The organism is Peribacillus sp. 05N428 (assembly GCF_056397085.1).
On sequence record NZ_JBFTMS010000008.1, the window covers coordinates 53,898 to 77,737 of the forward strand.

The following is a 23,840-nucleotide window of genomic DNA, read 5'->3' on the forward strand; positions in this document are numbered from 1 at the left end:
ACCCTTTCTGATAATTGCTATCATCACCCGGAAATAAGCCATTATCACGGTATGGGAATTTCATTTCTCTCCCTATAATTTGCCAACTTTAACATTCTATCTTTTAACGTTTCTTCACTCAAGACATCATATGTCGTGATAATATCTTTTATTGCACTCCAATTTACTTCTCTTGGTTTTCCAATATGGATTTGCGGGTAGATCTGATTTAAGTAAACTTCGTCTTCCCCAAGCAGTTCTTCGTATAATTTTTCACCTGGCCGGATTCCAGTAAAAGTTATCCCAATGTCTTCAACAGTGTAGCCTGACAGTTGGATGAGCTTTTTAGCAAAATCGACAATTTTGACAGGTTCGCCCATATCTAGTACGAATACCTCCCCGCCTTTTGCCAGAACTCCTGCCTGAATGACTAATCTTGAAGCTTCTGGAATCGTCATGAAATAGCGAATCATATCCGGATGAGTGACTGTCAAAGGTCCCCCTTTTTTTATTTGTTTTTTGAAGAGTGGGATGACACTGCCATTACTGCCAAGTACATTTCCAAATCGGACCGTTACAAATTTAGTATGGCTTGACAAACTCTTAGACTGGATCATCATCTCGGCTAAACATTTAGAAGCACCCATTATACTTGTCGGATTGACGGCTTTATCTGAAGAAACCATGACAAAAATATCCACCATGCCTGCCTCCGATGCCTCTGCAACATTCATCGTGCCTATCATATTATTTTTCACCGCTTCTTTAGGGTTGGACTCCATAAGGGGTACATGTTTATGGGCGGCTGCATGATAAACGATATTAGGCCGATGAAGGTCGATTACTTGAAACATCCTCCTGCGGTCCTGAATGTCTGCAATTTCGGTCACGATCTCAATTGTATCTGCATAAACCTCCCGTAATTCCAACTCGATTGCATATATGCTGTTTTCACCATGCCCGAGCAATACAATTTTAGCTGGATTATACTTCATGATCTGGCGACAGATTTCAGACCCAATTGAACCGCCTGCACCTGTTACTAAAATAGTGCTATCAACAATCTTTTCTGAAATCCCTTCATCATCAAGTTGAACGGGTAATCGCCCCAATAAGTCTTCCATCTGGATATCTTGCAATTCATTAATTGGAACCCCGCCTTGGACAATCGCTTCCAGGCTAGGGACAATTTGAGTCTTTTTGCAAGCTTTGATGCATTCCGAAAGAATCGTATTTATTTCTTCTCTTTTCAAAGAAGGGATTGCAATCACGATATGTTCGATCTTGTATTGCTCGACCACTTGAGAAATATGTTTTGTTACTGCTACTATAGGTATATTGAAGATTTCTAAACTTAGCTTCGCTTTATCATCATCAACGAATGCAACCGGGACTAAGTCTATATTGCTGGATTTTAACAACCGACTCGTTATCATCGTCCCTGCAGACCCTGCTCCAACGACCAACGTTCTTTTTTTATTGGGTGATTGCTTAATGTATCTTTCAAAATAGATCCTCCATGCCAAACGTGAGCACCCAATCATGGTCATATATAGAATACAAGTAATGAAAAGTTCTCTACTATATAGAAAATGGGTAAAGTATAGCTGAAAGGCGGCCGTAATGGTAATAGAAAAGGCTGTTAATTTGAATATATTGAACATTTCCTTGATACTGGCGTATTCCCAAGCCTTTTTATACTGTTTCAAATAAGCAGTAAAGAAATAATGACACACAAGCAAAATAAGCGTAATTATCATTGTAAATGCTGGTATTTCATCATACGGATGTATTAACCAGTAACTTAAAAATACAGCCATCACAACAACCAAAGCGTCCAGAAAGACTAATGTGAAAAGCCGGTTATAGTATGTCAAATCTACTTCTCCCCAAATTAATATTTTTAGTCAAACAAGAATTCTTTAACTTTCATCCCGCATAATACATTCTCGGCATTTTCATTAAAGGCGTCGACTATTTCTGGTCCGAAATTCTTTTCAATCAAATTATGTGCTTCCCTGAGTTGAAAACCTCTGTTACCAACATTATGAGCATCTGATGCAATAAAATGAGAAAGACCTGATTGAACTAAATATTTGGAAAACCTTTTTGTTCTCCATCCGAATTTACCCGTGATGCTCCCTGCCGTTATTTGTGAATACGCACCCTTCCAAATCATTTCTTTTAGAAGTTGCGGATTTTTTATTATTTCCAAGTTCCGCTCTGGATGAGCAATGATCGGCGTCAGCCTTCTCAATTGCAGATCATAAATTAATCGTTCCGTATACCTTGGCACATGGTTTGAAGGCAGTTCGAGAAGGATGTACTGCGAACCATTCAAGCCCATGATTTCGTTATTATCATAATCATCTGAAAGCTCATCGGATATCCTGATTTCCTGACCTGGCCATACTTTTAGCCGGATTTCCAGTTCATCTAGCACCTGGTTCAATTTTGCAGCTTCATTCACGACTTTTTGCTTATCATTTTCATATATCCCCTTATTATAATGAGGGGTTGCTATAATGTTGGAAATCCCTTGATCTACAGCTTTTCTCGCCATTTCTATACTTTCTTGGATATCTCCAGCACCATCATCCATCTTCGGTAAAATATGACTATGAATATCAATCATCGTTATCCCCTCTTTAACCTAACCCGAATGCTATATTTAACAACTTCCAAACTACTTATTTTATTTCCCATAGTAGTAGTATTCGTCAGGATATTTTTGTTTTTTCTTATTTAGGATTGCTCCCAAAAGCTTTGCATTTGCATTCTCAAGTAATTCCTTCGCTTTTTGTGCTTGATGTATTTCAGTGCTCCCGCTGCTCAACACCAAAACCACGCCGTCTGTCATACTCGCTAGTACTTGAGCATCTGTGACTGCATTGACAGGCGGTGTGTCCAGAATTACTAAATCATAATGCTGCTTTGCTTCCTCCAACACCGTCACCATTCCGTTAGACCCAAGCAACTCCGATGGGTTTGGAGGGATTGGTCCACTTGTCAACACATCTAAATTGGGATAAATGGAAGGTTGTACAGCATCAAGCAATTGATTTTGCTTTGATATGATATTCGTTAACCCCAAGTAATTCTCCATATTAAAGTTAGTATGAACACTCGGCTTTCTCAAATCTGCATCTATGATGAGAATGCGTTTCCCTTGCTGAGAAAAAACTGCTGCGACATTGATCGAAGTCGTCGATTTTCCCTCACCAGCATTTGCAGAGGTAAAAATCATCGACTTTATGTCTTTTTCCACAGCGGAAAATTGAAGGTTCGTTCGAATCGTCCTATATTGCTCCACAACCGGTGACTTCGATTTCAACATGGAAATACTGCTTCTTTTTTTTATCTCCATCGTTTTATGTCGTTTATTGCGTGTCAAGCTTTTCACCTCTTGAGGTTCTGATTACAGATTTTTAATTTCCGTTTTTTTTTATTTTCGATTAAATTTACGATGCCTAGCATCGGGATCTTTAAATGTTCTTCAATATCAGACTCAACCTTGATTGTCTTGTCGAAAAATTCGATCATGAATGTAAGAATTAAACTTATGACTAACCCGGCAAAACATGCAACGATCGTATTCATGATCGGATTCGGTTTTATAGGTGAGGAATTATCTCCTATATTTGCTTTGGATAAGACATTGACATTGTCAACATTCATAAGCGTTTTTATTTCATCTTGGAATATATCCGTAATTGCACTTGCAACACTAACAGCAATTTTAGGGTCAGCACCCTCAACCTTAATGGTGAAAATTTGTGAATTCCCATTACTGACAATTTTGATTTGTTCCGATAATGCTGAATTTGATATGTCAAGATTCAGTCGTTCTTTAACTTTTTCTAACATCATTGGACTTTTTATGATTTCGCTGTACGTTTCAATCAATTGAATATTGGTTTGAATCTCTCCTACATTGTAAAGTTCTGACTTTTCTTTAGATTGATTGACTAAGATTTGTGTAGAAGCTTGGTAAACAGGTGAAAGAATGAAAAAGCTAACGATTCCCGTCATTGCCGTCAATAAGGTTGTAAAGATGATAATGAGCACGATGCGTTTTTTTATCATTTGAAAAAGATCTTTTATATTGAGTGCCTCCGCCATTCAATCAACTCCAATCCATGTAAAATACTTTCCGTTTATCCTTTTCTAATTTCCAATTCCTATAATTTTGCGACCTTATCAGAAAGCAGTCCATTTTCCTCATCACATTTTTGGAATCGAATATTAATGAAGCATGATCATGGACACTTTTCCAGTCAAAACAATTGTGTGGTGTTCCAATGACAACTAAATCGGCTTTTTGAAGAATGGCAGCATCGTATTTTACCACCTGTAGAACCTGTTCATTGATTCGAATTTCTTTTGCATAGGGTTCGATGACGGTTAGATTCTGGACCTTGTTTTGTAATCGTTCAAGTAAGCGGACGACCGGGCTTTCCCTTAAATCATCAATATCACTTTTGTAAGTTGCACCTAAAACCACAACATGTGAGTGTTTCATAAGCTTGTCATTGGCTGCAAGCAGTTCAAGGATGCGCGTATAAGAATAGTGAATCATTCCGTCATTAATATCCCCAGCCAATTCAATCATTTTTGTCCGATGACCATGTTCTTTTGCTTTATAGAGCAAGTAGTATGGATCGACCGGTATGCAATGCCCGCCGACACCAATGCCTGGGGTGAATTTCATGAACCCGTATGGTTTTGAAGAAGCCGCATCGATCGTTTCCCATATGTCAATTTCCAAATCATTACATAAAACCGTCATTTCATTGACCAAAGCCATGTTAATCCATCGGAAAGTGTTCTCAAAGATTTTGCTTAATTCTGCAACACGAATCCCCTTAACACGATGAGCTGTCGGACCGATGAACTTGCAAGCTAGACCTGTACAGGTTTCCGTCATTCCCCCCACAACCTTTGGAGTGTTGCTCAAATTAAACCTTTTATTTCCTGGATCTATTCTTTCCGGGGAATATGCTACAAAAAGGTTCTTCCCAATCCCATAGCCTCTTTCTATTAATGGTGTACAGATATATTCTTCTGTCGTTCCTGGATATGTTGTACTTTCCAAAATAACCAATGTACCTTCTTTCACATGTTCAGCGACAATTCTCCCTACATCCCTAACATACGAGATATCAGGTTCCTTCAAATTATTAACTGGGGTCGGAACACAAATCAAAAGGACATTCATGTCTCCAAGCAGCTTCATATCCGTCGTCGCTGTAAATTGCTTTTGGCTTATCAATTCTCTAAGCCCGTCATTATCTACATCATTGATATAGTTGATTCCGCTATTTAAACTTTCCACTTTTGTCTCAGAGACATCGAATCCTGTCACCTTATAACCTTTAGATGCATAATGGCAAGCAGTTGGGAGACCAACATAACCCAATCCAAACACTCCGACTTTAGCGGTCTTGTTCTTTAATTCTCTTAGCAAAGCTGATTTGTGCGAGTATTGGCCATTATTTTTTTGTTGCTCTCTTTCTCGTTTTATCGCTGTTATCATGATTCAATCCTCCATTTCCCTTACCAGAACATAACGAACATTTAAAATTAGTAGGCCACAATGAAATTTCAATACAAAAAAACTAGCAAATTCCTAACGATATCTTTCTTAATCAGCAAAGTTGACCAGATATATCATTTTTTATGATTGAAATACATACCTAGAGTTCCGCCTTGAAAATTCGCCTTGTAAGTTTCCCATTAATTTTTATCGTCAGCATTAATAAATTATCATATTTATTTTTGTTGCTGGTTCCAGATTTCGAATGAAGCGTTCTGTTTTTGATTCATCTACCTAATTAACCAGGATCACCTATTCTTTTGACGTGAGGTAAAACCATAAAGCCCCGTACAAGTGCATGGTTAGGGTTAAACGAAATCTGTTTTTAGCCAAAACACCTATATCCATAATTAAATATTTCATTTTGAATCAGACTTAATCCCACACATTTCACATTTATAATGGACGTCCCTCAAAATAAATTGGCAAACAGCTGATAAAAACGAACATAGTCTTTTTCTATCCATACTCCATTCTTCTTATCGTTCAGGAAATGCAAATCCCCCGATTGAATGGCCTTTAAACGGGGTGCCATTCATCGGGGGAACTCCAATGTTCAGTCAAGATCGTAAATTACATACTACTTTTCAGATGCGTCCTCTGTCATGTCCTTCACTTTGTTAATAATCCATTCCTGCTTATCTTTCGTTTCAGTATTTTCATACTGCACCTTGTAAGGTCCCTTTCCTTCAATCACATAGTACCCATTTCCTTTTACACTTTTTCCAGGAGCCAGTTTCGTGCCAAGATTATCTCCTGGATAGATACGTAGTTTTTTATCCTTTTGATTCCATACCGACATTTCAAAAACGTCTACAAATTTTTCTTCTGCCGTTTTATTAGTTGCCTTCAGCTTTAACTGCAAAACTTTTTTCCCTTTTTGATCTGGATGCTCGAGCTGCAATGCTTCTTCAATCCAAATACTTACGCCAGATATGTCTTTCTCCTGTCCTGCATCACCTTTAACGGTGGAGTCCGTTTGCTTTGGCACTCCTCCCGGTTCACCCTTAGTATCCTTTTCTCCTGACATGCAGCCTGTCAAAAATATGGTTAAAGTTAATATACAGATCCAAATACCTCTGAATCTTCTCTTCAATATCATGATTCCACTCCTTTAAAAAAATATATATCCTTCTTAATGAGAGATTCTTCAGTACCTTTGATCTCATTTGAAAAATTGGACTTCATTTTGAAACGAAAAAATACTCAATCACTTTAAGAAGAACCCACTTCCAAAAGGAGAGGCCTTCTTACATCATTATCACTTTGATTATTTCACTATTGTTTTTGCTATTTCTCCTCCAACTACTAGAGGTCCATTGTCAACTTCAATGACATCTCCCGCTTGCAATCTTCGAGTAACCCCATTTTCATCCATAATAAACCGGCTGTAAATTTGGTAACTTCCATCTGGATTAATGGTTCCGGCCCCAGTCTGAGTATGGGACACTGTTCTCTGCGCTTTTCCATTCACTAGCAACCGGAGACTCTTAGTTCCCTCCGGCGCCTTGCCCGTAACATAATCTGCATTAGGTGCTACAGGATTCACCTGGAGTTTCTCCGCTTCCTTGATTACCGTAGTATGAGCTTGTAGGTTCGATGGAGTCCGGACACCGTAGTCAACCGTTACGATATCGCCTACTTGTAGGGTTTTATTATTTCCATTCCCATCTACTCCTACATACTTACTGTATATACTAAATGTTCCATCTTCATTGACAGGCGCCGTTCGCAGTGCTTCGCCATTTACCAACAAGCGTACAATCGTTGCTCCTTCAGGTGCAGTTCCTGATATCACTTCTGCATTTGGGTACACAGTATTGAGCTTAACAGGTTCACTCGGCATAAACTGTACTACCTTAACAGATGAGCTATCGCTGACATTTCCCGCTGCGTCTGTAAGGGTAACATTAATAACCGCATGGACTGGTTGATTTGGAATCGCAACCGCGAATTTCCCGTCTGGGCCTACAACTCCGGTATATTTCTTGGAATTAATGGTGACGGTCACATTTGCTTCAGGTTCACCGCTTCCTGTTACTTCTTTACTGTTTGTTGTAACTTCATTTAGTTTCGGTGCATTTGGAGCCGTTATATCTTTATCCAATAAATCTTGCGCTTTGTTCAGTAAATCTTGCAGACGGTCTTTTTCTGCACCTTCCGGAAGCTTATTGACCGCTTTTTGTGCTTCATCAATCGCTCCTTGATCCGTCGTGTCTTCCAATGTATCGAACTTATCATCCGTGAACAGATCTTCCACTTTGTTYTTCGCATCGGTTARATCTTTTTCTGCCTGTTCTTTTTTATTCAATAAATCTTGCGCTTTGTTCAATAAGTCTTGCAGACGGTCTTTTTCCGCACCTTCAGGAAGCTTATTGACCGCTTTTTGTGCTTCATCAATCGCCCCTTGATCCGTCGTTCCYTCCAATGTATCGAACTTATCATCCGTGAACAGATCTTCCACTTTGTTYTTCGCATCGGTTAAATCTTTTTCTGCCTGTTCTTTTTTATTCAATAAATCTTGCGCTTTGTTCAATAAGTCTTGCAGACGGTCTTTTTCCGCACCTTCAGGAAGCTTATTGACCGCTTCTTGTGCTTCGTCAATCGCCCCTTGATCCGTCGTTCCCTCCAATGTATCGAACTTATCGTCCGTGAACAGATCTTCCACTTTGTTCTTCGCATCGGTTAGGTCTTTTTCTGCCTGTTCTTTTTTGTTCAATAGATCTTTCGCTTTGTTCAGTAAGTCTTGCAGACGGTCTTTTTCCGCACCTTCAGGAAGCTTCTTGACCGCTTCTTGTGCTTCGTCAATCGCCCCTTGATCCGTCGTTCCCTCCAATGTATCGAACTTATCGTCCGTGAACAGATCTTCCACTTTGTTCTTCGCATCGGTTAGGTCTTTTTCTGCTTGTTCTTTTTTGTTCAATAGATCTTTCGCTTTGTTCAGTAAGTCTTGTAATCGATTTTTTTCAGGACCGGCTGGTAATTTATTGACTGCATTTTGGGCTTCGTCAATCGCTGCTTGATTCGTCGAACCTTTCAATGTGTCGAACTTGTTATCCATGAACAGATTTTCTACTTTGTTCTTCGCATCAGCCAATTCTCTTTCTTCTTGTGTATCTCTTAACTCAATCTGTTTGGTTTTAAACATGTACATATCTACTTTAGGAGTTTCTGACCAGAGGTACCCATTTGGGCGATAATTAGCTGCCCATTTAAAAGGGTCACCACCCCAGCCTTTATACATTTTGGTAGGGGTATTGGACGTGTCCTCCCAAATTCTAAACTCATCCGTTTCCACATGAAAACTCAAGCTTTGTCCATTATCAAAGGCCGTCTTATTACGCGAGGATATTAAAACATGCTTTGGTTTGGTAAAATACATATCCGCTGCATATGGTGCATACATTGCAACTCCATTTTCTGTACGCACATTAAGTTTTGCCTTTTCATTAATCCTTACATTATTATAAAACGAGAGCATAGCTGATGTATCTGTACCTTCTCTAGTCATATTCAATTCTGCCTCTGAATCCACTTTGAAATCTCGCAATGCCCCATCGTACGTAAAACTTTTTTGCCCAATAATATTCACTTTTGCATTTTTGCCAATTACTAAACTGCCATAATCATTTGTCGCATAAAATATTGCTTGCCCACTTTTTTTAGTATAAATATCCAGTATCGCATTAGGTGCGACTACAAAATTAGGTAGTTTTGCAACAGTCCAAATAACGGAATAGGCACTATCATGAACTATGGAAGTGTCACCTTGAAATTCCACATCTCCTATTTCAGCCATTTCTTGACCCGTAATGTTTATGGTGTTTAATCCTTTAAAAGTTGCTTTTCCACCTTTGTTGTAAATCATTTGCGGTCCACTATATGTTACATTCTCAAATGTTTGTTCTACACCATTTAATCCATTCCCTATTGCAATTACACCATAAGGGTTGTTACCTATAATATTTATATTCTTTATAGTGGTACTTTGTAATTCGTATGCATACCCATAATATATGCTATCCAAATTCCCTGTTCTTCCAGTTTGCGTTAACGTATAGTTATTTCCATCAATCACTATATTTGTTTTTTTTGCCTGAATTTTAATTGTGCCACTTACATCAATATTTCTTCCAAATTTGACTGTCGTTATTCCGTTATCTCCTTCTAACGCAGCCTTTAACTCCGCATAATTGTTGACGACCGCTTCGTTGGCCATCAAAGCTCTTGCCGCTTTACTCTGTGATTGGGTTTCCTTTGTTTGTGTACGCGATTCCTGACCTTTGGCCTCAGACTCTTGCGCATTCGTAACTTCCTTATTTGGTGTTGATGATTCCTCCGCAAATCCTGCACTTGGGATTAATAGAGAACTTGCTAAAAGAAATGATGTTGTCATAACGTTGATAGGTTTTAACATTTTACTTTTCTTCATAAATGAAACGCTCCTCATAACTTAATTTTACTTACAAGATTAATATACTTTTTTTCGACAAGTACCTCGTTCCAATAATGACTCATAAAAAATCATTTTAGGAACCACATTAGAGCATTAAACATCAATTTTAATGTGATTATTTTCATTTATGGCGATGTGTTTAATCGGGAGAAATGATCCTGCAATTTATAAAAGCCTATCTTCTTATCAAATCCACCGTAAAATTCAAACTTTCTGTCCGGGGTTACAATCATTATGGTTACATAACTAAAAATGTGATAAGAGAAACCATAGGTTCCCTCTTATCACATTTTCCCTTATCCTATTTGGTTATTAGTTTCATTCCCTGAAGAGTTACTTCTATTTATCAACGTTCCGTCGGATTACATGAACTATCATCCAGTGCATAAGTGGCAACTCCGGTACATATTCCGTAACCTCCTTACATATCACTTTTACATTTATTCACCCTTTTTTTCCTTGGGCACTTTTAAGAAAGGATAGTGACGTTATTAAAATGAGGGTGATTTTCAGCTTATTTATTTCTTGTTCATTTAATAAAAGATACATCAAAAATAAGACTAAGAAGGCTTGAATAAAATAGATCCTGTATTTCAAAAGGATGGACCAAATTTGTGACATCCATAGTAAAAAAAAGTTAAATGGCTTCGACATCATCTTTCTCCTTTATCATGATGTTGATATTATCTAGATTTATATTCTCGCATCATTATATACAAATAGGTGAATGGCGGTATTTCATAATGTAAAAACATTGGTTCAGAAAAAAAATGCCGTTCATTTTTAATAAATGGAACTTTGCTCTGTTTTTTTTCATTAGATTTTGAACATGTTTGTGCTAATCAGAGTGAGCGGATGATTTTTCTTCAGAGGAACTAAGTTTGAATGAAATCGTGTAGAAAAAAAAAAAAAAAAGAGTGGAAATCGCAAATATTTTATTTCTTAAAAGATCAAAAAAATCATTCTTAATTCAGGGAAATTAAAACAACCTGCCCCCTAGGAACATAGGGAACAGGCAGCCTGAGTGTTTATCCAAGGCACAATGTTTTGGAGCCGCTCAGAGAATAGGGTCTTCTTTTACAATGGGGTTTAGGGGAAAGAAGGGACCTCACTGCTATTTTATTTTATAACATATACAAAATCAGATCGTTCCAAAAATGAAATGATATAAACCATTTTTAATATTTCTCCTTCCGTAAGATATCATCAAACTGGTAAATTAGGATTGAAACGGAGTGTCATGAACGAAAATCCTAACTTTATATATTGAATTTATGAACAAATGTATTCATCTGCCTCATAGGGAGATTTGTTCAAATCGTTCGATTAGTCACCAACTAGATCTGAATATTTTTAAATCAGATTGATCGATAAATAAAAAAAGATTGTAGAGAGAATAACGCTTTCCCTACAATCCGGAACAAGCTAACTTATTTATTTAAGCATACTTCTCACTTTCCTCATCTTTAAAAAAGCTCTTCATTGCATGGAAAACATCAGCCTTTTGCTTAAGGATATAGTACCTGAATTTTTCATTATCGATGTTCTTATAAGCTGTCATCAATGTCGAATGGCGATTGTATTGATTGACTTCCCCATATCCGAACATATTGGAAACCTTCATGAGTTCTTCAACAAGCTTAACGCATCGGACGTTATCGGATGTTAGGTTATCACCATCGGAAAAGTGAAACGGATAGATATTAAACTTCGCGGGGTCATATTTATGATCAATAAGTTCTAATGCTTTTCGGTATACGGACGAACAAATCGTACCGCCGCTTTCCCCTTTTGAAAAGAAATCCTCTTCCGGAACTACTTTCGCTTCTGTATGATGGGCAATGAACTCGATTTCCACGGTTTCATATTTTGTCCGCAAGAAACGGTTCATCCAAAAGAAAAAGCTTCGAGCCATATATTTTTCCCATAACCCCATACTTCCGGAAGTATCCATCATTGCCAGTACAACTGCTTTGGAATCAGGTTTTTGAACCTCATTCCAGGTTTTGAATTTAAAGTCTTCCTTATAAATAGGATGAAAACCTGGGTCCCCCCTTAAGGCGTTCCGTTTGAATGCGGATATCATCGTTTTCTTTTTATCGATATTTCCCATTAGGCCTGTCTTTCGGATGTCGTTGAATTCAATATGTTCAAGAGTGTGCTCCGCATGTTCTTTCTTCTGAAGATTAGGGAGTTCCAATTGACTGAACAGGGCTTCCTCCAATTCCATCATCGACACTTCGGCTTCATAATAATCCTCGCCGGCTTTGTCACCTGCACCTTGGCCCTTACCGGCTCCGGCATCGGACGGTGAGCCATCCCTTGCGACTACATCCCCCACTTTACTGTCTCCATCGCCTTGCCCTACATGTTTGTTCTTATCATAGTTATAACGAATTTTGTATTCATCCAAGGAGCGAATGGGGATCTTGATGACATCCCGGCCATTGGACATTACGATGCTTTCTTCTGAAATTAGATCAGGCAAATTATTCTTGATGGCTTCCTGCACCTTTTCCTGATGACGTTGTTGATCATCATAGCCTTTCCGATGGAGGGTCCAATTTTCCTGTGAGATTACATACTGTTGATTACTCTCTTCCGACATTCTCTTCCCCCCTTAAAATTGTTTGCACGCTTTTCATCATTCCTTCATATAATAAGTTAGTGTGGGAATGCCCACATCATTCCGGTTTTCCATTGAAAAATACAGTGCGAAAAAACGGATGAAAAGAAAAGTATTACTCTATCTTATGCAGCGACGCAGGATAATTTACAACAAAATTAATAATGGATATTTGCCCATGAACTAGACAAGTCCTGACAGGGGCGTTAAAGGTCCTGTCAGGTTATTTCTAAAAAAGAAATATAACAAAACGAACAGACCTGATGATTGTCAGGTCTGTTCGTTTTTTCATTCATTGGATTGTAGGATCACTTTAAGCCAGAAGTAATGGAGCTGCAAAAGGCTTCCAAGGAAATCTATAAAAACAATGAAACACAACAAATAAGGTGCCCGCAGTTTTTTCTGGACACCCCTTTTACACAGATAGAATGATTCTGGTTGTCATATTCGTCAATCTTTCTCTTCCTCTATTTCATGTTGAACTGTACCTGGGCGTTTATCCCACTCTTTCAATTCTTCATTCGTCCTTTGATTTTCCATCTGCTTTCCAAGTTCTTTCATCTCTTCATAATCCTTAGCCATGGAGCTATTTTCCGGTACATGTTCTTTTTTCAGTTCCTCTTTGCTCATTTGCCATCACCTCTACTTATTGATACCCAATATTACCAAATCCGAAACGTAACATATCTAATGGAAATATGGGGTATAGATAAAACATTATGAGCAAATGTAAGGAGGTGCAAGATTTATGCAAACAACTACCCTTTATGTAAAGGAAGCAACGTCAGAAGGCCCTATTTTAAATCTGGAGTCCATACTTTTGAAAACGGAAGGTGTGGAACGTGCGATCATCGATGTTGATGATGGGGAAATTAAAATCGACCATAGCGAAGAAAAACTATCACCGAATCAACTTATTACACTTATTGAACAGTATGGCTTGAATGTAACTAAATAGAAATCAATAGCACCGGGCTTCCTCCATTAAGAAAGGCCCGGTGCTTTGTTTAGTTATAATATCCCTTGCCTTCTATAAACACCATTTAACGCCTTCAAAAGATGCATGATTTCAATGGGAATTCTGGATTTCCTCTAATCCACTTTTCATTCATCCAACCTTCCGTAAAAGGTTATAAACCCCTGCCCGATCGGGGCAGGGGCAAAAACGTATGGATTACCGATTTAACAAGCTGCCCACATAGCGCAGCAAATCATTGGCTGAAGTCGAATTATATCCGTGCTCGTCTATAAGTCTCGTGATGACCTCGTTCACTTTCTTCAGTTGCCTTTCGTCTGGTGTCTTCGTTGAAGTAGTGATCTTAACGACATCCTTCAAATCAGCGAATAGTTTTTTCTGGATCGCTTCCCGTAAACGATCATGGGAATTATAATCAAATCGCTTCCCTTTACGGGCATATGCTGAAATTCGAATCAATATTTCTTCGCGGAATGCTTTTTTTGCATTCTCGGAAATTCCAATTTGCTCTTCTATCGAGCGCATCAATTTTTCATCTGGGTTGATTTCTTCGCCAGTCAATGGATCGCGCAGCCTTGATTTATTGCAGTATGCTTCGACATTATCCAGATAATTATCCATGAGGATTTTCGCCGACTCTTCATATGAATATACAAAAGCTTTTTGCACTTCATTTTTTGCAATGGCATCGTATTCTTTACGTGCCAGTGAAATGAAATTCAAATACCGCTCCCGAAGTTCGTTCGTAATGGACGGATGCTGGTCAAGACCTGCTTTTAATGACATAAGTACATCCAATGCATTAATGGACGGATTTTCCTTACGAATGATCGTGGAGGAAATCCGGTTAATTACGTAACGCGGGTCGATTCCGCTCATGCCTTCGTCCTGATATTCTTTTTTCAATTCATTGATGTCTGCGGAATTAAATCCTTCAACATTTTCCCCATCATAAAGCCTCATCTTTTTCACTAAATCGATATCACCCTTTTTGGGATCTTTCAGGCGGGTCATGATGCTGAAGATTGCCGCCACCCTTAATGTATGCGGGGCAATATGAACATCCGAGACATCACTTTCACGAATCATTTTTTCATAAATCTTCTCTTCCTCGGTAACCTTCAAGTTATATGGAATAGGCATGACTATGATACGGGAATGCAATGCTTCATTTTTCTTGTTGGAAATGAACGCTTTATACTCCGTTTCATTCGTATGAGCCACAATGAGTTCATCTGCACTGATCAATGCAAAACGGCCAGCTTTAAAATTCCCCTCTTGTGTCAATGATAGCAAATGCCATAAGAATTTCTCATCACATTTCAGCATTTCCTGGAACTCCATCATCCCGCGGTTCGCCTTGTTCAGCTCGCCATCAAAGCGATAGGCACGCGGATCTGATTCAGAACCGTATTCGGCAATGGTCGAAAAATCGATGCTGCCCGTCAAATCAGCAATATCCTGTGACTTAGGATCAGAAGGACTGAATGTTCCAATTCCAACACGCTTATCCTCCGAAAGGAAAATACGTTCGACCATCACATCTTCAATCCTGCTTCCATACTCCTGTTCTAACCTCATTACATTCAGCGGCGAAAGGTTTCCTTCAATCCTGATGCCATATTCTTCAAAGAAATCATCCCGTAAATACTGCGGAATGAGATGCAGTGGATCTTCATGCATCGGGCATCCTTTTATTGCATAAATCGCACCAGAGTCTTTCAACGAATAATTTTCAAGTCCACGCTTCAGTAAAGAAACGAGTGTGGACTTCCCACCTGACACCGGACCCATGAGAAGCAATATCCGCTTACGGACATCCAGCCGCTTTGCTGCCGGATGGAAATATTCCTCGATGAGCCTTTCCAGTGAATCTTCAAGGCCAAATAACTGACCGCTGAAAAAATTGTATTTCTTTGTCCCATTTACTTCTTCTATCCCTGCATCTCTGATCATGTTGTATACACGTGAATGAGCAGATTGAGCAACTAAAGGCGTTTCTTTCAATATTTCTAAGTACTCTGCGAAGGTGCCTTCCCACTTCAGCTTCTGTTCATCTTCTCTAAATTTTTCGATTTTCTTTAAAATATCCATTAAGGAACCTCCCCCTGTCACTTTCAGAGAATACTTAAATCTATGCTCCAAGTCTGACAAACATGTCAGACTTTAAAAAGTGGACGGGCATTGTTTCGAATCCCCTTTGACTCTCCATGTATCGAAAAGGGCTTAATCATTGAGAATTGATGACAAATATGCTGACAAGAAAATTTGTGTGCACTCCTGCTAAAAATTAGGGTATACTAAGCCTATACTTAAGTGGGACAATATGGGTAAAGGGAGGTCACAACATGGGCACAGTTATTATCGTTGGAGTTGCTGTAACATTTTTAGCCGCTATCTTCACTGCCGGGTATGACGATAAACCAGGTGTGAAATAAAAAAAATAACATCCTTTTCTAAAATTCCAAAAAAAAGGGACAGCAAATTAAATTTGCCGTCCCTTTTTTGGAATATATAAATATAGAAGCACTTTCGAAGTCATTCACGAATGGCTTATTGAGCATGCCAATCGAATTGGCTTCATCATTTATACAGCGTCCTTTTTATCAGTTTGAGCTGCAACGTTGTTCTCCATCGATCTCAAGTCTTCATTTACTTTTTGTCCTTGTTCCAAATATTCCGTTTGGAAACCACTCTTTATTGCCCAACTATAAAACATTAGAGATAAACATGTAATGATGACCATGTCCAAACCAAATGGGATTATGTTTAGTCCACCAAACTTTTCACTGCCTAAGTATGAAATGGTCATCATACAGAGTAAGTAAACAACCATCCAAAGCCCTGCAGAAAAGTTTTGACGGAATCCCTTCCATTTTATTTTTGATTGATAATAGAAATAAACGGGAAGACCAGCCATAATGATAAATAATACTTGACCTGTCAGCGGCCATCTTGCCCAATATAGAACCAAAGAAGCAAAAACAAAGCCCAGTGGTGCAATGATGCTTAATCCTTTTAAACGTAATGGTCTGTACAAGTTTTGACCTGTGCGTCTTAATGTCATAACAGTAACTGGACCTGTAATATAAGAGACTAAAGTCGCAACTGAAATAACCTCTGCCAATACGCCCCAGCCTCTAAACATGAATAAAAATAAGAAAGATACGCCTAGATTAAAAAACATGGCTTGACGCGGGATACCATAAAGAGGATGCAGTTTTCCAAACACGCTTGGCAAATATTTATTCTTTTCCATCCCATAAAGCATTCGTGACGTTGTCGCCGTGTATGTTATTCCTGTCCCCGAAGGAGAAATAAAAGCATCTACGTATAGTAAAATAACCAACCAGTTTATGCCTAAAACAATTGCTAAGTCAGCAAACGGTGAATTGAAATTCAAATGTTGCCATCCATTCACAATCATGGACGGGTCAACGGCTCCAATAAACGCAACCTGTAATAAAACGTAGATGACCGTTGCAATTAAAATGGAGCCAATTACTGCAATTGGGATCGAACGTCCCGGATTCTTTGCCTCACCAGCCATATTAATTGGACTTTGAAAACCATTAAATGCAAAGATGATACCCGAAGTTGCTACAGCAGTAAGTACACTTGCCCAACCATTAGGAGCGATACTTCCCGCAGAGGTAAAATTGGATCCGTGAAACCCGGCAAATAAAAGTGAGCCAATCGTAAGTCCAGGAATAATAACCTTAAAGACTGTAATAAATGAATTAGCTTTCGAAAACAAACTGACTGTCCAGTAATTTAATAAAAAGTAGACGATCAGCAATACAGAGGCAATTGCCAAGCCTCCCCCAGTAAGACTCCCATTTTCTACTAAACCGTGTGTCCACTGTGCCCATTCCCATGGCCATGAGCTCATATATTGAACAGAAGCAATCGCTTCAACTGGAATTACGGAAACGATTGCAATCCAGTTTGCCCAGCCTGCAATAAACCCTAAAAACGATCCATGAGAGTACTGCGTGTATTTTACCATTCCCCCTGCTTCAGGAAACATAGACCCTAATTCACTGTAAGATAGTGCGATAAATAAAATAACAACCATCCCGATAATCCAAGAGATAATGGCAGCGGGTCCTGCAATCTGTGCCGCTCTCCAAGCCCCGAATAACCAACCTGAGCCAATAATTGACCCGAGTCCTACCATCATTAACGAAAATGTTCCCATCTTTCGCTGCATATTATTCATATATTTTTCACCATGCTTTCCAAAAATTATTCCTTACGTTTAAAAGTAACTGGATTAATGATTTGTGCCAATGCGTCCAATTACATCTTAAAGTAATTGCTGCATTTACATCACCTCTTGTAAAAATTTGTAAATTTAATGAGAAAATCTTAAGGATGTCCCCTTATTGCTTCTATTAATTACACCGGAACTAAATTTTTCTGTATTTCAGAAAATGCTTAAATCCCATTCTTGTGCCATTTGTTTCAATAACAAACTACCTGCTACGCTATTCCCATATTCATCGATGGCTGGTCCATAAATACCAATGCCACATCCATCTTGAAAAGGCATTCCGCTTCTGGCACTTGGAGGAACAAGCGCCATGATCCCGCCAGATACTCCACTTTTGGCCGGCACCCCAATAAAAGCCGCAAATTTCCCCGAAGCATTGTACATACCGCAAGTAAGCATTAATGCTTTGGCCAGCTTAGCCACTTTTTTAGGGATTACTTGTTCTTTACGAACGGGATGGTAACCATCTTGAGAAAGAATCAGTCCAAGCAGGGCTATGTCTTCTGTGGTCACTTCTATGGAACATTGCATGAGGTAAACCTCTAAAGCTTCCTCTACTTCCGATTCCAAATAATTAGTCTCTTTCAAATAGTGAGCCAAAGCTCTATTTCTATGAGAGGTTTGCCACTCAGATTGATACACTTCCTCATTGATTGTCGGGCGCTTCCCTAACAAATTTTCAAATAGCCCATAGAGAAATTCCAATTTCTTTTGTGAAGAATCCCCTGGGAGAAGCGAAGCTACGGAAATCGCCCCAGCATTTATCATAGGATTAAACGGCTTTCCCGGCTTATGCATTTCTAAACGAATAATTGAATTGAAAGCATCTCCTGTCGGTTCCACATCGACCCTCTCTAACACATAAGAAATGCCGCGACCCAAACATGCGGCAATAAAGCTAAGCACTTTTGAAATACTTTGCAGCGTGAAAGGAACTTCCCAATCCCCTGACTTGATCATTGTTCCACCCGGCTCCAGTATGGTAATGCCCAATTGCGATAAATGTGCATTTCTCAATGCCGGTATATAATTAGCGGTTTGTCCTTCAATAGCAAAGGATCTGTAATGTGCTACCCATTCATCTAAGTCGGATTTTCTTTGACTATTAACGTGAATGTCATACTCTTTTGACAATTCTTCAATCACATTCTTCCACCTCTTCAGTTGTTGTATCATTATATTTTCTAAATGAACGTTTTACCGAATGCCATCAAGCTTACATATAATAGATCCGGTGAAAAAATAATGAATATTCTAAAAATTATTAAGCGCTTTCAAAAATTTATATCTACCGTTAATTTTAAATTGGGAACTACATAATCATACGAAAACCTACAAAAACTAAAAAATAAAAATCCACTAAAAAAACGTATCCCGTTACCATTTTTTGTGGATAGAAAAACAGATTGGTTTTGCCATAATAGATTATAAGCCGTTCTATTCAGGAACAAAGTAAGCGTTGTATTGAAGCCGATGAAACTGTATACTGATTTTTTAAACAACTTGGGAGGTGACGACTTGAATCTCAGTACGTTAATGAAAAAAGAGGTCAACATCCTCGCTTTGATGTTGTTAACAGTGCCATTAGCAGGCGAATTGAGTTTTTATCCTTTAAATGAAACGTTTCGGGTAAGTTTTGGTCCGCCTGTCCTTTTCTTCTTTTTACTATTATTACAGAAAACACCTGCCATTTTTTCGGGCTTCCTCACAGGAACAATGGTTGTGGTATTTCGTATTCTTATAGATTTTTTCATGCATGATAGTTTTTCCTGGGCATCCGCTTTCCAAGTTCATTATCCTAGTTTTTTCTTTTATTTCACCTACTGCTTTCTTTTTTATTTGGTGAAAATAAATCGCTTTCAAAACCGATCTTTGCTGATTGGATTTATTGGTCTCATTATCGAAATATTGTCCGACTCTGTAGAATTGATTTTTCAATATATTGTGTTGGAAACAACCATTACGTTAGGTTCACTAAACGAGATGATCATGATCGCATTCGCCCACAGTTTCATCGTTTTAAGCTTTTTTAATATGATGAAATTATATGAAGCACAATCAAGGGAAAGGCAAATCACAAAACAAAATGAACATATGCTTATGCTCATTTCCAACTTATACGAGGAAACGATTCATTTAAAAAAAACATTAAAGAATGCTGAGAATATTACTAAGAAATCGTATGATTTATATCGAGATTTAAAAGCTCTGGAAAAACGGGACAAGCACCCTCATGTTCATCCTGAGCCATATAGTCAAAAAGCATTGCGCATTGCGGGTGAAATGCATGAAGTCAAGAAAGATAATCAACGGATTTTTGCTGGTCTCTCCAAATTGATTTCCAATGAGAGTTTTAAAGATTATATGAATGCAGCTGAACTTTTTCATTTAATTATCCGAATTAATGAAAAATATGCCTTATCACTAGGAAAGGATATTCAATTTGAATACTCATTGGAGGGGAAAAACGATTCACCTTATCATGTGTATACCGTGTTATCTCTTTTCAATAATTTAGTCGCTAATGCAGTGGAAGCAATTAAAGAAAAAGGAATCGTCCGTTTAAGTTTGGGTGAAGTCCATGACCATGTAGAATTTAAAGTTGCTGATACCGGACCTGGAATTCCTCAAAAATATCAGACTGTGATATTCAAACCTGGATTCACTTCAAAATATGATCATTTCGGGACACCCTCAACAGGGATTGGTCTCTCATATGTAAAAGAGGTCGTAAAAGAACTGGGAGGCGACATCCTATTTGAGAATAGTTTTGACGGCGCCATTTTTTCCATAAGATTACCCATTCATAAGTTGGTCCAGAAAGGATGATTCCATGCGTTTTTTTATAACAGATGATGATTGTGCCATACGTTCAAACTTAAGCCAAATTATAGAGAACGAAGATTTAGGAGAAGTGGTGGAGGAAGCCGAGGATGGAAGTCTATTAGAAGGGCATATTTTGAATTTAAAACAAATTGATATTTTATTTATTGATTTATTAATGCCCATCCGGGATGGCATTGAGACACTTCGTCATATAAAAAATACATTTAACGGGAAAATAATAATGATTTCGCAGGTTGAATCAAAGGAGCTGATTGGTGAGGCATACTCACTTGGAATCGATTATTATATTACTAAACCAATCAATCGGATTGAGATATTAACAGTTATCCGAAAAGTTATGGAACGTATTCATTTAGAAAGATCAATCACAAATATCCAAGCCTCTTTAAATGGTGTATTGAACTTTGAACAGCCAAAGGTTGATAATTCCAATAGTTTTAATGAAAAAAGTATAAGGGAGGTGGGTGAATTCCTTTTATCGGAATTAGGGGTCGTTGGAGAAAATGGCGCAAAAGATTTAATGGAAATGCTTCAGTATTTATTTATGTATGAACGGACTTTTACTTTTGGAAAGCAATTCCCCACCCTTAAAGATATCTTTGTAGAAATCACCAAAAAAAAGCTCGGCACAGCAGCTTTGCAGGTAGATATCAATCGGGAAATAAAAGCTGCCGAACAGCGAATTCGCAGAACGATTAACCATTCGTTAAATCATTTCGCTTCGCTCGGTTTAACGGATTTTTCAAATCCTAAGTTTGAAAATTACGCTTCCAAATTTTTTGATTTCACAGTCGTTCGCCAAAAGATGAAAGAACTGCAAAATGATTCAACGGTAGTTCTTACACCTACCCGGGTAAATACAAAAAAGTTTATTCAAGTATTTTATTTCGAAGCGAAACGATTGAATCCTGATGAAATCATAAGATATAGATAATCCTAATTAAAACAAAAAACTGCGGAAGCACTCAAAAAACATAAAATCCCCTGAAGATTTCAGGGGATTTTGGCAAGTTCTTATTTTTTCAACAATAAATACATGAAATAAGGAGCACCGATCAATGCAACCATGATACCTGCAGGAATCCCCTCGGGTTCAATTATATTACGGCCTATCGTATCGGCAAGCAGCAATAGCCATCCACCGATTAAAATGGCAACCGGAATGAATAGTTGATTTCGAGGTCCTACCAAGGATTTTGCTATATGCGGGGACATAAGTCCAATGAATGCAATTCCGCCTGTAACAGAAACGGCAGCCGCTGCCAGTGCTACAGCCGAGATCAGCAGTACGATCCGCTCCTTTTCAATCGATACACCGACCCCAATTGCGACCGGTTCACTTAAACCAAGCAGATTCAAACGATTTGCTTTATATAAAGTGAATGGAATGAGGATGATTAACCATGGAATGATTGCCCAAATGAAAGGCCAATCCGTGCCCCATATATTTCCTGCCAACCATTTTGCGATGAAATCGACCTTCGCTCGTTCCGCTGACGAAATGAGGACAATCATCAGGCCAGAAAGCGCCATTGAAAAACCTACGCCGATCAACACTAACCGGACGGGTTCAAGTCCACTCTTCCTCTTGTATGAGAGGATATATATTAAACAGGCCGTCAGTAACGCTCCGATAAAACCGACAAGCGGAACCATATAAACAAACGAACCAGCGTCAAGCGGGAAAAACAGAAAGAAAGCGGCAATGGCAACACCTGCTCCCGAGTTGATCCCGATGATTCCAGGATCGGCTAAATCATTTCGTGTGATCCCTTGTAGAATGGCTCCCGACAGTGCAAGGGCCATGCCTGCTAAAAGGGTGATGATGATTCGCGGTAAGCGGACGGAAAATAATATGAATTCCTCTTTAAACGTCCCTTGCCCGAAGAGCGTTGGAAACAGTCGTCCTATAGAAAGATTGGAATATCCCGAACACGTTCCTATAATGATCGTAATGATGATGAGTGCACTCAATGCACCTATTATCCAACGTTGTTTTTTGACTAAAGCTGACTGGATCATGAAAATGCTTTACCTCCTTTACGCACGATTAGGAGGAAGAAAGGTAAACCTATCATCGCAACAACCGCTACCACAGGTGTTTCATATGGAGAATTGATCGTACGGCCGATCGTATCGGCAAGCAGCATGAAAGTGGCTCCCAAAATTGCAGACATAGGGAGGATGAATCGATAATCCGTACCCACGATAGCCCGAACGATATGTGGGACCATTAACCCGATGAACACCATATTTCCGACAAGCGCAACGGCAGCCCCTGCCAGGAGAATGATGACCACGAAGAGAACCGCCTTTATTTGTGTTGTCTTTTGCCCTAAGCCTACGGCCACTTCTTCACTTAAGCTAAGTATGGTGAGCTGTCTGGAAAAGATAAGGGAAATCAGGATGCCTATTAGAATGAACGGAACGATTACACGAAGCTGCTCCCATGAAGTTCCGATATTCCCGCCAGCTGTCCACATCGATACATCTTTTGATACCTTGAAATATATGCCGACCCCTTGCGAAACGGCAAATAGGAATGCAGAGACTGCAGCACCAGCCAATACGATCCGCAAAGGTGAAAATCCTCCCTTTTTCATCGCACCGATTCCGAAAACCATGGTTGCCCCGACAGCGGAACCTATAAAACACGCAATCATGATCCCTAAATTATTAGCATTTGGAATGAATGCCAAAGTGATGGCTAGACCTGCATTGGCTCCTGCCGTCAATCCAAGCAACCCGGGATCGGCAAGTGGATTCCTGGTCATTCCCTGCATGATGGCCCCAGAAACGGCAAGCGCTGCACCCACAAAGATTGCCCCCACTTCACGAGGGAAGCGGATTTCCCGAATGATTGAAATCTTTTCACCGACAGCATTTGATGTCAGTGCTTGCCAAACGTCTTTAACGGTAACATCAGCCGCACCAAATGCCATTGAAATAATGAACATGCCTATAAAGGCGACGATCGCTATGATCAGTTTACTTATAAATGGGATGAAACGTTGATTTTCATTAGTCATCTGTCTCTCTCATCTCTTTTTTTATAGAATAAAAGGAGAGGAATTGGAATCCCTC

18 protein-coding genes are annotated in these 23,840 nt (G+C 39.0%); 3 read left to right on the top strand and 15 right to left on the bottom strand.

Annotated features, from left to right (window positions below; translation table 11 throughout):
* Nucleotides 1-44: 44 nt before the first annotated feature.
* The 10 genes from AC1DIV_RS10230 to AC1DIV_RS10275 all read right to left on the bottom strand — a co-directional run bounded on the left by AC1DIV_RS10230 (nt 45) and on the right by AC1DIV_RS10275 (nt 13,287).
* The gene (locus AC1DIV_RS10230; RefSeq protein WP_477576299.1) at nt 45-1,856 is read right to left on the bottom strand and encodes a polysaccharide biosynthesis protein; all 1,812 of its coding nucleotides are present in this window, start codon (nt 1,854-1,856) and stop codon (nt 45-47) included.
* A 26-nt stretch (nt 1,857-1,882) separates the two neighbouring features.
* Complete coding sequence (locus AC1DIV_RS10235) at nt 1,883-2,614, bottom strand: tyrosine-protein phosphatase (protein ID WP_477576301.1); 732 nt, start codon at nt 2,612-2,614, stop codon at nt 1,883-1,885.
* Nucleotides 2,615-2,674: 60 nt separating this feature from the next.
* Nucleotides 2,675-3,382 (bottom strand): CpsD/CapB family tyrosine-protein kinase, encoded by a 708-nt coding sequence (locus AC1DIV_RS10240; protein ID WP_477576302.1) that lies wholly within the window; start codon nt 3,380-3,382, stop codon nt 2,675-2,677.
* Nucleotides 3,379-4,101 carry a YveK family protein gene (locus tag AC1DIV_RS10245; RefSeq protein WP_421161759.1) on the bottom strand — a complete coding sequence of 241 codons (723 nt, stop codon included), beginning with the start codon at nt 4,099-4,101 and terminating at the stop codon, nt 3,379-3,381. Before AC1DIV_RS10245 ends, AC1DIV_RS10240 begins: the two co-directional genes overlap by 4 nt.
* Before the next feature lie 4 nt (nt 4,102-4,105).
* Nucleotides 4,106-5,515: a nucleotide sugar dehydrogenase gene (locus AC1DIV_RS10250; protein ID WP_477576303.1), complete on the bottom strand. Its 1,410-nt coding sequence runs from the start codon at nt 5,513-5,515 to the stop codon at nt 4,106-4,108.
* Nucleotides 5,516-5,987: 472 nt separating this feature from the next.
* On the bottom strand, nt 5,988-6,110 hold the full coding sequence (locus AC1DIV_RS10255) for a hypothetical protein (protein WP_421161757.1): 123 nt from the start codon (nt 6,108-6,110) through the stop codon (nt 5,988-5,990).
* Between the two features lie 45 nt (nt 6,111-6,155).
* On the bottom strand, nt 6,156-6,677 hold the full coding sequence (locus tag AC1DIV_RS10260; RefSeq protein ID WP_477576304.1) for a hypothetical protein: 522 nt from the start codon (nt 6,675-6,677) through the stop codon (nt 6,156-6,158).
* A gap of 168 nt (nt 6,678-6,845) precedes the next feature.
* A complete protein-coding gene (locus AC1DIV_RS10265; protein ID WP_477576306.1) occupies nt 6,846-10,007 on the bottom strand; it encodes a toxin Cry1Ac domain D-VI-related protein in 3,162 nt (1,053 codons plus the stop codon).
* Between the two features lie 1,462 nt (nt 10,008-11,469).
* Complete coding sequence (yhbH, locus tag AC1DIV_RS10270; RefSeq protein WP_323599560.1) at nt 11,470-12,639, bottom strand: sporulation protein YhbH; 1,170 nt, start codon at nt 12,637-12,639, stop codon at nt 11,470-11,472.
* A 468-nt stretch (nt 12,640-13,107) separates the two neighbouring features.
* Nucleotides 13,108-13,287 (bottom strand): hypothetical protein, encoded by a 180-nt coding sequence (locus AC1DIV_RS10275; protein ID WP_034315155.1) that lies wholly within the window; start codon nt 13,285-13,287, stop codon nt 13,108-13,110.
* Nucleotides 13,288-13,405: 118 nt separating this feature from the next.
* Between AC1DIV_RS10275 and AC1DIV_RS10280 the strand changes: the two genes are divergently transcribed.
* On the top strand, nt 13,406-13,615 hold the full coding sequence (locus tag AC1DIV_RS10280; RefSeq protein WP_034315156.1) for a metal ABC transporter ATPase: 210 nt from the start codon (nt 13,406-13,408) through the stop codon (nt 13,613-13,615).
* 216 nt (nt 13,616-13,831) lie between these two features.
* Here the strand turns inward: AC1DIV_RS10280 and AC1DIV_RS10285 are convergent, their stop codons facing one another.
* The 3 genes from AC1DIV_RS10285 to AC1DIV_RS10295 all read right to left on the bottom strand — a co-directional run bounded on the left by AC1DIV_RS10285 (nt 13,832) and on the right by AC1DIV_RS10295 (nt 19,052).
* On the bottom strand, nt 13,832-15,727 hold the full coding sequence (locus AC1DIV_RS10285) for a PrkA family serine protein kinase (RefSeq protein WP_034315159.1): 1,896 nt from the start codon (nt 15,725-15,727) through the stop codon (nt 13,832-13,834).
* Nucleotides 15,728-16,220: 493 nt separating this feature from the next.
* Complete coding sequence (locus AC1DIV_RS10290; RefSeq protein ID WP_063596693.1) at nt 16,221-17,855, bottom strand: APC family permease; 1,635 nt, start codon at nt 17,853-17,855, stop codon at nt 16,221-16,223.
* A gap of 207 nt (nt 17,856-18,062) precedes the next feature.
* Entirely contained in the window at nt 18,063-19,052 is a 990-nt protein-coding gene (locus tag AC1DIV_RS10295; protein ID WP_477576375.1) for a glutaminase, read from the bottom strand.
* Between the two features lie 423 nt (nt 19,053-19,475).
* On the opposite strand from AC1DIV_RS10295, the gene AC1DIV_RS10300 reads away from it, so the two are divergent.
* Together AC1DIV_RS10300 and AC1DIV_RS10305 are read left to right on the top strand one after the other, a co-directional pair.
* Complete coding sequence (locus tag AC1DIV_RS10300) at nt 19,476-20,738, top strand: sensor histidine kinase (protein WP_318291168.1); 1,263 nt, start codon at nt 19,476-19,478, stop codon at nt 20,736-20,738.
* A 4-nt stretch (nt 20,739-20,742) separates the two neighbouring features.
* The gene (locus tag AC1DIV_RS10305) at nt 20,743-21,690 is read left to right on the top strand and encodes a response regulator (protein ID WP_251541106.1); all 948 of its coding nucleotides are present in this window, start codon (nt 20,743-20,745) and stop codon (nt 21,688-21,690) included.
* A gap of 80 nt (nt 21,691-21,770) precedes the next feature.
* On the opposite strand, the gene AC1DIV_RS10310 is transcribed toward AC1DIV_RS10305, so the two are convergent.
* A complete protein-coding gene (locus AC1DIV_RS10310; protein WP_252268679.1) occupies nt 21,771-22,778 on the bottom strand; it encodes a FecCD family ABC transporter permease in 1,008 nt (335 codons plus the stop codon).
* Entirely contained in the window at nt 22,775-23,785 is a 1,011-nt protein-coding gene (locus AC1DIV_RS10315; protein WP_063577251.1) for a FecCD family ABC transporter permease, read from the bottom strand. The genes AC1DIV_RS10310 and AC1DIV_RS10315 overlap by 4 nt, the downstream gene beginning before the upstream one ends.
* Between the last annotated feature and the right edge of the window lie 55 nt (nt 23,786-23,840).